The sequence below is a fragment of the Endozoicomonas sp. ALB115 genome (assembly GCF_049310245.1).
In the GTDB taxonomy this organism is placed as follows: domain Bacteria; phylum Pseudomonadota; class Gammaproteobacteria; order Pseudomonadales; family Endozoicomonadaceae; genus Endozoicomonas.
Window position 1 is genome coordinate 1 of the sequence record NZ_JBLYZG010000011.1, and the last position, 13,834, is coordinate 13,834.

Sequence of the window (13,834 nt, forward strand, 5' to 3'; positions counted from 1 at the left end):
AGTACTTAGGGCTTGCAACCGTCTATGGAGAAGCTGTTCCAGTTCCGGTAGGGCTTTGTCCATGCTTGCCCGGGTCAGTGCTTTTACATCCTCTGCAAGGTTGTCCTTATGCTTGCTGACACTGTTTACCAGCGCATCTACTCCGTAAGCGGCCAGCCGTTCCAGTACGTGGCCTTTCTGAACCTGGTCCTGTACGAAAGGAATCACGGCGTTTCTGAGCGCGGTGGATTCTGATGCCTGATTTCCGAGCGCCGCTGCCTCGCCCGTCACGCCGGTCAGCAGTGGTTCTACCAGGGTGTTTCCACGGCGAACCAGGATCTCCTTTACGACTTCCTGGTTCTGCTGCCCCGTTGCCTGATCTACGGTTGATAACCAGCCAAGCCCCTGAGTTGCCAAGGTCTGCACCAGCGACTCTGCCTGTTCGGTTAACTTATCAACTACCCTGGACACGACCCGGGCATCACCGGCAAACAGACCGTGCACCAGCTCACCTACCCATGCAGCACCGTCGTGCATCCCTTGCTGGGTCAATTCCCCAAGCACCGCTTCGGCAGTAATGTATGGGTGTTTTTGCAGAAGTGATTCCACCTGATCGGCCAACGCGTTGACCATACCGGCAAGCCCTTCGCCCAGCATTCGGTCAACTTCGCGGGCTATCATCGTGGCTGAGTCTGCGGTTTCCTCCTCGGCAGTGATCTCGGTAACAGTTGCTGTTTTCCAGTCTGCGGATTGCAACCGGTCACTCAGCAGTTCAACCATTAATTCAACCGTGGCTGTGGTCAGAAACGTCGGTAATTGTTCGGTCAGTGCCGTGCCACCCTCTAAGGCATTCACATCGTCACATTGCTCACCGTTGCGCCTTGCGGTAAACAGCGCCCCTTCCTTGACGACAAGATCCATAACCTCACGGATACTGTCCTCAAGGATCGGCTTGACCGCTTCCAACTGACCACTCTGTGTAATGACCAGGTCGACGGCTTCATCAGCCAGATTACCCAACTGATCAGCAACGGCCTGACGGGCATCATGCCAGTGATCCTGTTGATTTTGATGGTCCGCTGTCGTTTGCTTATTATCGCTGCCGGGCTTTTCCTCTGGCTTCTGAGCTTTCGCCGCCTGGCGCAGGTCAGCCACAACGCCGTGCTTATCATCTACCTCCTTTTCCATCGCAGTACTTAGGGCTTGCAACCGTCTATGGAGAAGCTGTTCCAGTTCCGGTAGGGCTTTGTCCATGCTTGCCCGGGTCAGTGCTTTTACATCCCCTGCCAGGTCGTCCTTATGCTTGCTGACACTGTTTACCAGCGCATCCACTCCGTAAGCGGCCAGCCGTTCCAGTACGTGGCCTTTCTGAACCTGGTCCTGTACGAACGGCATCACGGCGTTTCTGAGTGCGGTGGATTCTAATGCCTGATTTCCAAGTGCTGCTGCTTCGCCCGTCACGCCGGTCAGCAGTGGTTCTACCAGAGTATTCCCACGGCGAACCAGAATCTCCTTTACGACTTCCAGGTTTTGCTGTCCCGTTGCCTGATCCTCGGTTGATAACCAGCCAAGCCCGTGAGTCGCCAGGGTCTGCACCAGCGACTCTGCCTGTTCGGTTAACTTATCAACTACCCTGGACACGACCCGGGCATCACCGGCAAACAGGCCATTCACCAGCTCACCTACCCATGCAGCACCGTCGTGTATCCCTTGCCGGGTCAATTCCCCAAGCACAGCTTCGGCAGTAATGTATGGGTGTTTTTGCAGAAGTGATTCCACCTGATCGGCCACCGCGTTGACCATCTCGGCAAGCCCTTCGCCCAGCATTCGGTCTATTTTGCGGGCTATCATCTTGGCTGAGTCTGCTGTTTCCTCCCCGGCAGTGATCTCGGTAACGACTGCTGTTTTCCAGTCTCCGGATTGCAAACGGTCACTCAGCAGTTCAACCATTAATTCAACCGTGGCTATGGTCAGAAACGCCGGTAATTGTTCGGTCAGCGCCGTGCCGCCCTCTAAGGCATTTACGTCGTCGCATTGTTCACCGTTCTGCCTCGCGACAAACAGTGCCCCTTCTTTGACGAAAAGCTCCATAACCTCACGAATACTGTCCTCAAGGATCGGCTTGACCACTTCCAACTGACCACTTTGTGTAATGACCAGGTCGACGGCTTCATCAGCCAGGTTACCCAGCTCCTCTGCAACAGCCTGACGGGCATCATGCCAGTGATCCTGTTGATTTTGATGGTCCGCTGTCGTTTGCTTATTATCGCTGCCGGGCTTTTCCTCTGGCTTCTGAGCTTTTGCCGCCAGGCGCAAGTCAGCCACAACGTCACGCTTATCCTCTGGCACCTTTTTCATTGCGGCGGCCAAGGCTTGTAACCTTGTGTGCAGGAGCCCTTCAAGTTCCGGTAGGGCTTTGTCCATGCTTGCACGAGTCAGTGCTTTTACATCCTCTGCAAGGTCGTCCTTATGCTTGCTGACACTGTTTACCAGCGCATCGACTCCGTAAGCGGCCAGCCGTTCCAGTACGTGACCTTTCTGAACCTGGTCCTGTACGAACGGCATCACGGCGTTTCTGAGCGCGGTGGATTCTGATGCCTGATTTCCGAGCGCCACTGCTTCGCCCGTCACGCCGGTCAGCAGTGGTTCTACCAGAGTATTCCCACGGCGAACCAGGATCTCCTTTACGACTTCCAGGTTTTGCTGTCCCGTTGCCTGATCCTCGGTTGATAACCAACCAAGCCCGTGAGTCGCCAGGGTCTGCACCAGCGACTCTGCCTGTTCGGTTAACTTATCAACTACCCTGGACACAACCCGGGCATCACCGGCAAACAGACCGTGCACCAGCTCACCTACCCATGCAGCACCGTCGTGTATCCCTTGCTGGGTCAACTCCCCAAGCACCGCTTCGGCAGTAGTGTATGGGTGTTTTTGCAGAAGTGATTCCACCTGATCGGCCACCGCGTTGACCATCCCGGCAAGCCCTTCGCCCAGCATTCGGTCAACTTCGCGGGCTATCATCGTGACTGAGTCTGCCGTTTCCTCCCCGGCTGTGATCTCGGTAACAGTTGCTGTTTTCCAGTCTCCGGATTGCAGCCGGTCACTCAGCAGTTGAACCATTAATTCAACCGTGGCTGTGGTCAGAAACGTCGGTAATTGTTCGGTCAGCGCCGTGCTGCCCTCTAAGGCATTCACGTCGTCACATTGCTCACCGTTCTGCCTCGCGACAAACAGTGCCCCTTCTTTGACGACAAGATCCATAACCTCACGGATACTATCTGCCAGAATCGGCTTGACCGCCTCCAACTGACCACTTTTTTTAATGACCAGGTCGATGGTTTCATCAGCCAGGTTACCCAACTGATCAGCAACGGCCTGACGGGCATCCTGCCAATGATCATGCTGATTTTGATGGCCCGCTGTCGTTTTCTCCACACCCTTGCCGGTCAAATAGCCGGACTTTTCCCCTGGCTCCAGCTCCTCCGCTATCTGCTGAAAAGTAGTCACCGCATCAACCCTGCTACTTGCCAACGCAGAATGCAGGCTCTCTAATCGTTCATGGATAGCACCTTCCAACTCCGGGGCTGCCTGAACCAGCAATGTTTTTACATACTCTCGAGCATCCAGATCTATCTGTTCTTTGTTTTCCGCTATCCATGTTGCCAACCAGTCCATACATTGATTGACCTGGTATTTCGCCCCCCACTCCTTTGCTCGTTGCCTTATCCAGTGCATAGCAGCACTTATCAGCTGGTGCTGCAGATTGACCGTTTCCTCTGAAATTGTATCTATAACTGCCAGAACAATGGATTCGTCCCCCATTTTCCGGTTAAACAGATCTCTTACCAGATCATCAAGCCAGACGGTTCCATCCCCGGCGCTTTGCAGGATAACGTCGGAAGCCAGTTTCTGAAGACTGTCCAGGGGCAGGGTATCAATCACAGACTTTAATGGGTCCGTTAATTGCTGTAGAGCAACTGCTTCCGCTGTTTTCAATGCCTCATCGATGGTGTTTGCGGAGTCTTCCTGAGAATCTGACGGGCTATTCGACTGACCGATCACTTCACGCCCTTTGTCACGAAGTGCTTTTTTCCACGCCTCAGACTCGAGCTTACGGCTCAATATATCAACAGCCAATGTCGTTAAAACCGGTGTCATGGCTGCCCGGAATCCGGGGAGAGTCTCTGCCAGTCCCTGATCTGCCGCGAGTTCTGTGCCATTTCGCTCAGCAATAAAAGCAGCACCTTGACTGACAGCCTGTTCCATCACTTTCTCAATGCCCGGCTCTACACTCGCTATAACCGTATCCAGATTTTTCCGGAGTTCGCCGGTCAGCAGGTCTATCGCCTCGACTACCACCCTGCTACCTTGTTGAGCAATCAACTGATCAATAACACGGCTTTGCCCGACACGAGGTTCTGTCGTTCCTTCAGCAGAATATGAGGTAGAAGCCCTGTCTGATTGATCGCTCGTTGCTGAATCGCCTGATGTGTGCGGGTCTTGTACAGCGGCAGCATCCTCTCCCTGTTCAGTTTGCTGGCTATCGTCTGCAAGTGCAGCGGTGATTCTGGTCACTAGGTCTTGCACATCCCCGCTATTCTTTTTGCAGTCTTGCGTTTCTCTCTTTAGTTTTCTGATAGTACGTTTAATATCTGGCGCAATTTTTTTCAGATTCTCTTCTATTAACGGCTTCAGCTTATCTTTAAACTTCTGTTCATTTTGAAATACCCGAACAGCTTCTTCTATTTTCTTATTGATCAGCTGTTTGATTTTCTTTTCAGTGTATTTAACCGGCTCTGGTTCAGGCTGATTGGATTTGGACTTCCATAGACCCGCTATTTTGCCAGCCATTTTAGAAATACCATCCGCAGCAGAACTGAATTTCTGCACAACAATATGGCTGTGTTTTTGCACAACCGTTGTTAATGTTTTTGCTGCGCTACTGGCAATTCTATTTTGAATCCTGTCAATTTCATCAGGTTTACGTTGCTGCCAGTCATTGAATATGCGTACAGTATCAGCGCGAATATTCATCAGGGTATCGATAATAATGGCCGTCATTCTGGATAGCAGCTCATCAACATTCTTATCGGTCAACTCAACGCCTTCAGCCATCATGCTGACCAGTGCCTGGTTGATAATCCCCTTTAAAGAGTCAGCCTTGATGGCTGTCATTTTTTCATTAAACAGTTTATTACCCGACTGCGATACAGTAACAATGCCGTTACTTAACATGGAATCAATGCCAATTGCATTGTTGTGTGCCGACGGATGCCCGGTTAAACCCAGTATGCTCACGATTAATCGGGTCAGAGTGTCCGATATTTCCTTTTTCCCAGCGTCGCTATCCGCCAGGGTTACTTTATCCAGAAAGGCCTCATGAGTCAGGTGTACCAGAATGGTGGCAATTGATCGGGTAACATCACTGACCCAGCCTTCATCACCCCCGGGATCAACCGCATTTCCAGCCACTCCACCGGCAACGCTGTCTGGCCAGGGGCTGGCCTTTTTCAGCTCGCCCTGAATCACTTCCGTCAGATTTTCCACCAGGGCATTCAGAGCCTCAGGCTTTTCCAGCATTTTTTCCGGCGTTAAACCTGCTGCCTTGACCAGCCTGTCACTCATCTTCTTGCGGGGCTTTGCGGGAGGACGGATAATCTCGATATTCACATAACCGTTATCATGACTGCCACCCACAGAGCAACCGGTGCGACCGGCAGCAACGATTGGCTGGGCATCCGGATTAATGCCAACCTTTCTCAAACCTAACTCAATGCCCAGGCCACAGGCTTTACGGAGGTTTTGATAGATAGAAAAAACGATATCATGGTAAATATGGCGAACTTGAGGAGCGTCCTCATCCGGGTTAGCGGAGGCTGGGACACCGGTTGCTTTTGTCTGCTCCATAGAGGAATAGGCAGTAGTCTGTTGGCTTGCCGTTAAATTCTGACTCCGGGGTACTGCCAGTAGATAAGTACTTTCATCGGCATCATCTTCAGTGCCCTCGCTTTGATTGGCGCTGGAAGCCAGTAAAGAACGCCCTGACACTTGACTGATTGAGTTTCTGTCAACCATTGCTGTCTGTGCAGGAACCCCCTGTGCAGTGCCCTCCGGACATTGTTTGATAACATGATTTGCTGTACCAAAATCAGGCCGAACAGAAACCCTGTCTCCGCTCGCTCTGATCGATGGAGACCGGGGTCCTACCTCCGGGATGACCGGGTTATTAGCAGTAAACTCCGTTAATTCCATTTAATTAAACTCCATTCTACTGCCAGGCATATTCTTGTATTTGAGAGAGCCTTCATTACTTGATATCTAATGAGCCAGCAAAACCAATGAATTGACAAAGCTTTATTCTCTGATGGATGCAAAAGTCTTTGACGGTCGTCAAGTCATCAATAACAAAATTGAGACTATCGTTTTATTTGAGTGGTAAAAGGGAGAAAAGTTCCCTGACTTTTGACCAAAAAGCCGAAAGTCAGGGTAAGAAAGGAGAAAAGAAGTGTAAATCAGGCAGGAACGCGACGAATTTTGGCACCAAGTTGCTGAAGTTTCTCTTCAATGCACTCGTAACCACGGTCAATATGGTAAATACGTTCTACTACGGTATCACCTTCAGCGACCAGACCTGCAATAACCAGACTGGCTGAAGCCCGCAAGTCAGTCGCCATAACCGGTGCGGCCTTGAGCTGCTCAACACCTTTGACGATAACGGTGTTACCTTCCACATCAACGTCTGCGCCCATGCGTTTCATTTCCTGAACATGCATGAAGCGATTTTCAAACACGGTTTCGGTAATCCGACCGGTGCCTTCAGCAATGGTATTCAATGCGGTGAACTGAGCCTGAATATCGGTGGGCATTGCTGGATAAGGTGCCGTTTTCAGGTCAACGGCCTTGGGACGCTTGCCCTTCATGTCCAGTTCAATCCAGTCATCGCCCCATTCTACCGCAGCACCGGCTTCCCGAAGCTTGAACAGAATCGCATCGAGAATATCAGGCTGGGTGTCTTTCAGGCGAACCCGGCCACCGGTTGCTGCGGCAGCAATCAGGTAAGTGCCGGTTTCAATGCGGTCTGGCAAGACCGAGTAGGTGCAGCCATTAAGGCGCTCTACGCCCTGAACCCGGATCATACCCGTACCATGGCCTTCAATCTTCGCACCCATGGTAATCAGGCACTCGGCCAGATCCACCACTTCAGGCTCACGGGCCGCATTTTCAATAATGGTTTCGCCATCGGCCAGTACTGCAGCCATCAGGATGTTTTCCGTACCAGTGACCGTTACGGTGTCCATCAGTATGTGTGCACCTTTCAGGCGATCCTTGACGCTGGCTTTGATATAGCCGTCTTCCACAACAATATCTGCGCCCATGGCCTGCAGGCCGCTGATATGCAGATCAACCGGACGGCTACCAATAGCGCAGCCACCGGGCAGGGAGACTTCTGCATAACCAAATCTGGCCAGCAGAGGGCCCAGTACGAGGATAGAAGCCCTCATGGTCTTCACCAGCTCATAAGGTGCCACGAGCTGCTTGATGGTGCTGGCATGAACTTCCACGTTCATCTTTTCATCCACCAGCAGCTCAACCCCCATGCAGCCAAACAGCTCACACATGGTGGTAATGTCATGCAAATGGGGCAGATTACATACGGTAACCGGGGAGTCAGCCAGCAGGGTCGCAGCCAGAATCGGCAGGGCAGAGTTCTTGGCACCAGAGACCCGAATCTCTCCATCCAGGCGCACACCACCGGTGATAATCAGTTTATCCATGGTTTCTCACTTAGTCCTGGTTACCCAGCTGTCTGGCACGCTCTGCGGTAGTCAAAGCCACCATCGATACAGCGTGAATCGCACCACTGGTGATGAATGGATTCAGGTGAGAATAGATCATCTGCTGACGCTGAACCGGTCTCTTCGCCTCAAACTGGTCACTGATTACGGTCAGACGAAAGTCACACCCCTCGCCCTCAACAATCACTTGTGAGCCCGCAATCTCCTTCTCCAGAAGCGCCTTGACCTCTTCGGCTTGCATGATCCAACCTCTCAGGGAATAACAATCAGGTATTTAAAGGGAACAGTAAAACCGGCCAATGATATCCGAGAGAGGGTTCCATGAATAGCCCCAAAACGGGATCAACCCGCTAGGAGCCTGTCGGACTTAAGCGTCCGTAGCGAGGATTGCGAGAAATTGAGGATAAAAATTTCTGCTTCTGAGGAGAATAGCGGGGCTATTTGACGAAGAAGCAGGAATTTTTAGACCAATTTATCGCAACCGCAGTAGGACAGTCTTAAGTCCGACAGGCTCCTGGCTGCGTCAGTTTTCCAGGCCGTTCACATTATTCAACAATGGCTGAATACCACAGACTTCAGCCAGTGCCTCCAGTTCATGAGGCATGCCAACAAATTCGATAGACGTTTGCTGTTTTTTTGCCAGCCGGATCCAGGAGAGAAAGACCGATAAAGCAGAGCTATCGGCCTGGGAGATACCGCTCAGGTCAATTTCCCAGTCGTCACCGCCAGAGGTCAGTAACAAACGGGCACCCTGCTCTTCAACAACGGCGGAGGTGGTGAAATTAACCACACCATTCAGGGTAAACCGGCCAGGTGCTTCCACTGCCAGGGTCATGACTGCTTGCCCGCAGCGTTGTTCTCCGTTGCTTCACCCTGCATGATTTCCGGCCAGTGATCCACAACATACTGGAGATCATTGTACTTGCTCATGGCTTCGGCAAACTGATTACGGAACTGAATGCCAATATTGATACCATCCACAATGATATTCCTGAGTTTCCAGCGCTCATCCTGATACACCATGGAATAAGAGATGGCCACAGTACCGGAGGACGTTTTGACCGTCATATCCACGGGAACCAGCCGCGCCTTGCCTGACCGGTAGGCATTCAATACGGTATCCGGTACCGCATCAACTTTCTCAATGGTCAACCGGGTATCATCAAGCTTCAGCAGGGCCTTGCCATAGAAGCTGATCAGACTGTCTTTAAACGTCCTGGAAAACTGTTCAATTTGCCCGCTTTTAGCACGGCGGGAGTATTTACCCATCACCCCCCGGGCAATGGCGTCGAAGGCCACGGAAGGTGATAGCTGGCGATCAACCTCGGCAATAAAGGCAGCATCGTTTTTTTTATACTCATGAATATTTTTTTCAAAGGTTGCCAGCAGCTCCCTGGTAATGTTTTCCACTTCCTTCTGAGGTGACTCAATGACCTGCTCAGCAGCGATGACCGCTGAAGACCACTGAAATAACAGCGCCACCAGGAAAGCCAACACGTGTCGATTACCTTTCATCATCCATTCCATCCGCTAGCCAGAGAAGGCTTCTCCGGGTTTGTTGACCTTTCGTTACTCACTTTTATTGACCGTACCCAGAAGAAACTTACCGATCAGCTCCTCGATAATCAGCGCTGACTGCGTGTCTTCAAAACGCTCACCATCTTGCAGAAACGCCTCGTCACCACCAATGCTGATACTAATGTACTGCTCACCCAATAGCCCTGCGGTGACAATCGATGCCGTGCTATCGATAGGTATATTATCGATTTGCTGATCAATATCCATAACCACCCTGGCCATGTACGTCACTTTATCCAGCTCAACACTTTGCACTTTGCCAATGGTGACACCGGCCATGGATATTTTGGAACGGGGTTTCAGGGCTCCGATGTTATCGAAGTAAGCATGCAGCTCATAGGTTTCACCGCCGGTTTTCAGGGACAGGCCACTGACCTTTACCGCCAGCAGCACCAAGGCCAGCATGCCCGCCAGCATAAAGGCACCGACACTGATTTCTAACGTTCGTATCCGCATTTTATGCTCTCTCCTTAAAGCTCACCAAACATCACTGCGGTCAAAATGAAATCCAATCCGAGAACAGCCAGTGAGGAATAAACCACCGTTCTCGTGGTTGCACGACTGATGCCTTCTGAAGTGGGAACGGCATCGTACCCCTGAAAGACAGCGATCCAGGTCACCACAACCCCGAACACCAGGCTTTTCAACATGCCATTGCCCACATCATCGACAAAATCAACCGACTGTTGCATGCCACTCCAGAATGAACCTTCATAAATTCCCAGCCAGTCAACGCCCACGATGACGCCACCAAGAATCCCGACCAGGCTGAAGATCGCCGCCAGCAACGGCATAGAGATAACCCCCGCCCAGAAACGTGGGGCAATGACCCGTTTTAACGGATCAACACCGATCATTTCCATACTGGACAGCTGCTCGGTCGCTTTCATCAGCCCGATTTCAGCGGTCAGGGCAGAACCGGCACGCCCGGCAAACAGCAGTGCCGTCACCACCGGCCCCAGCTCACGTACCAGGCTCAGGGCCACCAGCTGACCAACAGATCCCTCTGAGCCATAGCGAATCAGAATACTGTAGCCCTGCAAACCAAGAACCATACCAATAAAGAGACCGGAAACCGATACAATGATTAACGACAGAAAACCAACGTTGTAGAGCTGCCTGACCAGCAGCGCGCCACGTCCAGAGAACCCCGCCCGGGAAAAAATCGCCAGAAACAGAAAAATACCGGACCGCCCCAGGGACTGCACATGACCAAGACCTGACTGACCAAGCTGGGCCAGCCGGTCCAGAACATCAAGTTTCATTTATACCCCCGGAGACAGTAAGTCGCTTTGATAATCATCTGCAGGAAAGTGAAAAGGAACAGGCCCGTCGGGCAGCCCCTGCATAAACTGGCAGACCCTGGCATCCGTTGAACTTAACATCTCCTCAGGGGTGCCGGAACCAATCACTTCACCATCGGCGATCAGATAGAGTACATCCGCGATGCTGGCCGTTTCATGAAGATCATGGGAAACAATGATACTGGTGATGCCCAGCGCCTGGTTCAGCTTACGAACCAGCTCCACCAGCACGCCCATGGCAATCGGGTCCTGTCCGACAAAGGGTTCATCATACATCACCATTTCAGGGTCCAGGGCAATGGCCCTGGCCAGGGCAACGCGCCGACTCATACCTCCGGATAACTCACTGGGCATTAATGACCATGCACCGCGCAGCCCCACCGCATGGAGCTTCATCAGTACGATATCACGGATCATGGTTTCCGATAGCCGACTGTGAATGCGCAGGGGGAAGGCGACATTCTCAAAAACGGACAAATCGGTAAACAGTGCCCCGCTCTGGAACAGCATGCCCATTTTACGACGCTGAACAAATAACTGATCTCTCGTCAGATCAGCCAGATCCTGACCATCCACCACAATCGAGCCCCGGTCGGGTAGCAGCTGACGGCCAATCAACCGTAGCAGGGTCGTCTTGCCGGTGCCTGAAGGCCCCATAATACCCACCACTTTGCCACGGGGTATATCCATATCGATATTTTTGAAGATCGCCCGGGAACCTCGATAAAAGGTCAAACCCCGAATCTCGACAAAATTATCGGTACGGTTTTCGTTGCTGTGTTGTTCACCTGAGGAGATGGAATTCATCATTGGGTTCGCAGATCCCTGCAACAGACAGAATGTAAAAGTCTTCCAGTTCCGATATTATGACCTGTTTCACACTTTAATTGCACCTTCCAGTACATCAATTACATTGAAACCATGTACCAGACAACTACAGACAAATTATATCGGAGGAATTTTCTGCTGACAGGATCAATTCAGAGGGGAATGCAGTTGCATTGTCTGCCTGATTTTCCCTACACTTCCTTCCTTTATATGAATTCTTGAGAACTCCCCCGGAATGAGTCCTGCCATTTATGCCATAGCAGCCATTATTGTTGGCTTCATACTACTCACCTGGAGTGCAGACCGCTTTGTTGGCGGAGCTGCCGCTACGGCAAAAAACTGGGGTATATCCCCCATGCTGATCGGCTTGACCGTTGTCTCCATCGGTACATCTGCGCCAGAAATTCTGGTATCGCTGATGTCTTCTCTCCAGGGACACAACGATATTGCGGTTGGCAACGCCATTGGTTCCAATATTGCCAATATGGGGCTGGTGCTTGGACTAACCGCGCTTATCGCACCACTGCCGGTCAAAACAGCACTGGCCAAACGGGAAATACCCTGGCTGTTACTGGTCACGGTGATTGCCGGTGCCTGCCTTGCCAACAACTACCTTGGGCTTATAGAAAGCCTGGTGCTGCTCAGTGGCCTGTTCGTTACCCTCTATCTGATGGTGACCTGGCAAAAATCCCACCCTGAAGAACCTCTGGCAGAGATTGAAGAGATCGAAGAGCTGCCTTCTGGCAAAGCGTACCTGGAACTGGTGGGCGGACTGGTACTGCTGCTGGTCAGCGCCCAGATTCTGGTTTGGGGGGCAACGGAAATCGCCACTTTGCTGGGTGTCAGTGAGCTGATCGTTGGTTTGACGGTTGTCGCCATTGGCACCAGCCTGCCGGAGCTGGCCGCATCGGTAGCCAGCGCCCTGCGCGGCCACCATGATATTGCCCTGGGCAATGTGGTGGGCTCAAACATCTTCAACCTGCTGGCCGTTCTGTCAATGCCCGGACTGGTTCGTCCCGGAGCCATCAGTGAATCCGTTTTCTCCCGGGATTATACCGTGATGCTGGCATTTACCGTTCTGCTGGCGGCCATGGCCATCGTCGGTAAAAAACCCAAAACGCTGGGACGTTTTACAGGTATTATCTTTCTGGCAGGGTATGCCTGCTATGGCACATGGCTGTACGTACAGACGGTTTAAACCGGAGCTGAACGCTCCCTTCCCCCTGAACTATTTTATCCCGGAGTCTGAAAGGTTATGCTTTGCCACAACATCCTGACAGCTCCTGCAAAGGCTTTACTGAAATGACCTCTGACCAGAATTTTATTGAAATTGGTCGTCGTACCATCCAGATCGAAAAGGATGCTATTGAAGCGTTGCTGCCTCGTGTTGGTGAAGACTTCAGCAATGCCTGCCGGTTAATGCTGGAATGCCGGGGCCGAATTGTCGTGGTGGGGATGGGAAAGTCAGGACATATCGCCCGTAAAATCAGTGCCACCCTGGCCAGTACCGGTACACCGGCGTTTTATGTCCATCCCGGCGAAGCCAGCCATGGTGACATGGGCATGATCACCGCAGACGATGTGGTGCTGGCTATCTCCAACTCCGGTGAAACCGGCGAAGTCATCACCTTGCTGCCGCTGTTCAAACGAATGGGTGCTGCGCTGATCAGCATGACCGGCAAACCCGCGTCCACCCTGGCGCAAGCCGCTGAAGTGAACCTGAACACAGGGGTTGATAAAGAGGCCTGCCCACTGGACCTGGCACCCACATCCAGCACCACCACTCAACTGGTTATGGGGGACGCGCTCGCCATTGCGCTGCTGGAAGCCCGTGGCTTTACCGCAGAAGACTTTGCATTTTCCCACCCCGGCGGAGCCCTGGGTCGCAGGCTGCTATTGAAAGTGCAGGATATCATGCATGACGGCAATCGAATCCCGACGGTGAAAAAAGGCACACGCCTGGGTGAAGCGCTGCTGGAAATGACCCGGAAAGGTCTCGGCATGACCTCCATTATTGATGACAACAACGTGGTCGTTGGTGTCTTTACCGACGGTGATCTTCGTCGTGCACTGGATCACGGGGTTGACCCCCACAACACGACCATCGACGAGGTAATGACCATCAAGTGCACCACCATTACCCCTGATATTCTTGCCGCTGAAGCACTGAGAATTATGGATGATCGCAAAATCAATGCGCTTATCTGTGTTGACCATGAACGGCATGCTGTTGGTGCCATCAATATGCATGACTTGCTGAAAGCGGGCGTGGTTTAAACGCTTTTTATCAGGCTCAAGGCTGTTTATCAGGCTAAGGCTATTTATCAGCTCAAGGCTGTCAGTATCGGA

Annotated in this window: 10 protein-coding genes; 2 read left to right on the forward strand and 8 right to left on the reverse strand. The window is 52.0% G+C overall.

Translation table 11 applies throughout. The features are described 5' to 3' along the window. The 8 genes from ACO6VE_RS07125 to ACO6VE_RS07160 form a co-directional block, all read right to left on the reverse strand. The coding region (locus ACO6VE_RS07125) for a hypothetical protein (RefSeq protein WP_422460563.1) at positions 1 to 6,231 on the reverse strand (6,231 nt) is incomplete at its 3' end. Between the two features lie 260 nt (positions 6,232 to 6,491). Further along, positions 6,492 to 7,754: a UDP-N-acetylglucosamine 1-carboxyvinyltransferase gene (murA, locus tag ACO6VE_RS07130; protein WP_422449990.1), complete on the reverse strand. Its 1,263-nt coding sequence runs from the start codon at positions 7,752 to 7,754 to the stop codon at positions 6,492 to 6,494. Between the two features lie 10 nt (positions 7,755 to 7,764). Next, positions 7,765 to 8,016, reverse strand: a complete 252-nt coding sequence (locus ACO6VE_RS07135) for a BolA family protein (RefSeq protein WP_163370989.1) — start codon at positions 8,014 to 8,016, stop codon at positions 7,765 to 7,767. Positions 8,017 to 8,298: 282 nt separating this feature from the next. Continuing rightward, the gene (locus tag ACO6VE_RS07140; protein ID WP_422460565.1) at positions 8,299 to 8,610 is read right to left on the reverse strand and encodes an STAS domain-containing protein; all 312 of its coding nucleotides are present in this window, start codon (positions 8,608 to 8,610) and stop codon (positions 8,299 to 8,301) included. Continuing rightward, entirely contained in the window at positions 8,607 to 9,293 is a 687-nt protein-coding gene (locus tag ACO6VE_RS07145) for an MlaC/ttg2D family ABC transporter substrate-binding protein (RefSeq protein ID WP_422460567.1), read from the reverse strand. Before ACO6VE_RS07145 ends, ACO6VE_RS07140 begins: the two co-directional genes overlap by 4 nt. A gap of 51 nt (positions 9,294 to 9,344) precedes the next feature. Beyond that, positions 9,345 to 9,809 carry an outer membrane lipid asymmetry maintenance protein MlaD gene (gene mlaD, locus ACO6VE_RS07150; protein WP_422449987.1) on the reverse strand — a complete coding sequence of 155 codons (465 nt, stop codon included), beginning with the start codon at positions 9,807 to 9,809 and terminating at the stop codon, positions 9,345 to 9,347. 14 nt (positions 9,810 to 9,823) lie between these two features. Continuing rightward, on the reverse strand, positions 9,824 to 10,618 hold the full coding sequence (gene mlaE, locus ACO6VE_RS07155) for a lipid asymmetry maintenance ABC transporter permease subunit MlaE (protein ID WP_422449986.1): 795 nt from the start codon (positions 10,616 to 10,618) through the stop codon (positions 9,824 to 9,826). Further along, a complete protein-coding gene (locus tag ACO6VE_RS07160) occupies positions 10,619 to 11,467 on the reverse strand; it encodes an ATP-binding cassette domain-containing protein (RefSeq protein ID WP_422449985.1) in 849 nt (282 codons plus the stop codon). It lies immediately after the preceding gene. Positions 11,468 to 11,720: 253 nt separating this feature from the next. Here ACO6VE_RS07160 and ACO6VE_RS07165 point away from each other — a divergent pair, with 253 nt between their 5' ends. Beyond that, complete coding sequence (locus tag ACO6VE_RS07165; protein ID WP_422460569.1) at positions 11,721 to 12,683, forward strand: calcium/sodium antiporter; 963 nt, start codon at positions 11,721 to 11,723, stop codon at positions 12,681 to 12,683. 104 nt (positions 12,684 to 12,787) lie between these two features. Next, the gene (locus tag ACO6VE_RS07170; RefSeq protein ID WP_422449983.1) at positions 12,788 to 13,762 is read left to right on the forward strand and encodes a KpsF/GutQ family sugar-phosphate isomerase; all 975 of its coding nucleotides are present in this window, start codon (positions 12,788 to 12,790) and stop codon (positions 13,760 to 13,762) included. Positions 13,763 to 13,834 lie beyond the last annotated feature (72 nt).

Bases quoted from the DNA above. Each gene is read 5' to 3' on its own strand.
- murA (WP_422449990.1), bottom strand. From the start codon at position 7,754: ATGGATAAACTGATTATCACCGGTGGTGTGCGCCTGGATGGAGAGATT.
- ACO6VE_RS07135 (WP_163370989.1), bottom strand. From the start codon at position 8,016: ATGCAAGCCGAAGAGGTCAAGGCGCTTCTGGAGAAGGAGATTGCGGGC.
- ACO6VE_RS07140 (WP_422460565.1), bottom strand. From the start codon at position 8,610: ATGACCCTGGCAGTGGAAGCACCTGGCCGGTTTACCCTGAATGGTGTG.
- ACO6VE_RS07145 (WP_422460567.1), bottom strand. From the start codon at position 9,293: ATGATGAAAGGTAATCGACACGTGTTGGCTTTCCTGGTGGCGCTGTTA.
- mlaD (WP_422449987.1), bottom strand. From the start codon at position 9,809: ATGCGGATACGAACGTTAGAAATCAGTGTCGGTGCCTTTATGCTGGCG.
- mlaE (WP_422449986.1), bottom strand. From the start codon at position 10,618: ATGAAACTTGATGTTCTGGACCGGCTGGCCCAGCTTGGTCAGTCAGGT.
- ACO6VE_RS07160 (WP_422449985.1), bottom strand. From the start codon at position 11,467: ATGATGAATTCCATCTCCTCAGGTGAACAACACAGCAACGAAAACCGT.
- ACO6VE_RS07165 (WP_422460569.1), top strand. From the start codon at position 11,721: ATGAGTCCTGCCATTTATGCCATAGCAGCCATTATTGTTGGCTTCATA.
- ACO6VE_RS07170 (WP_422449983.1), top strand. From the start codon at position 12,788: ATGACCTCTGACCAGAATTTTATTGAAATTGGTCGTCGTACCATCCAG.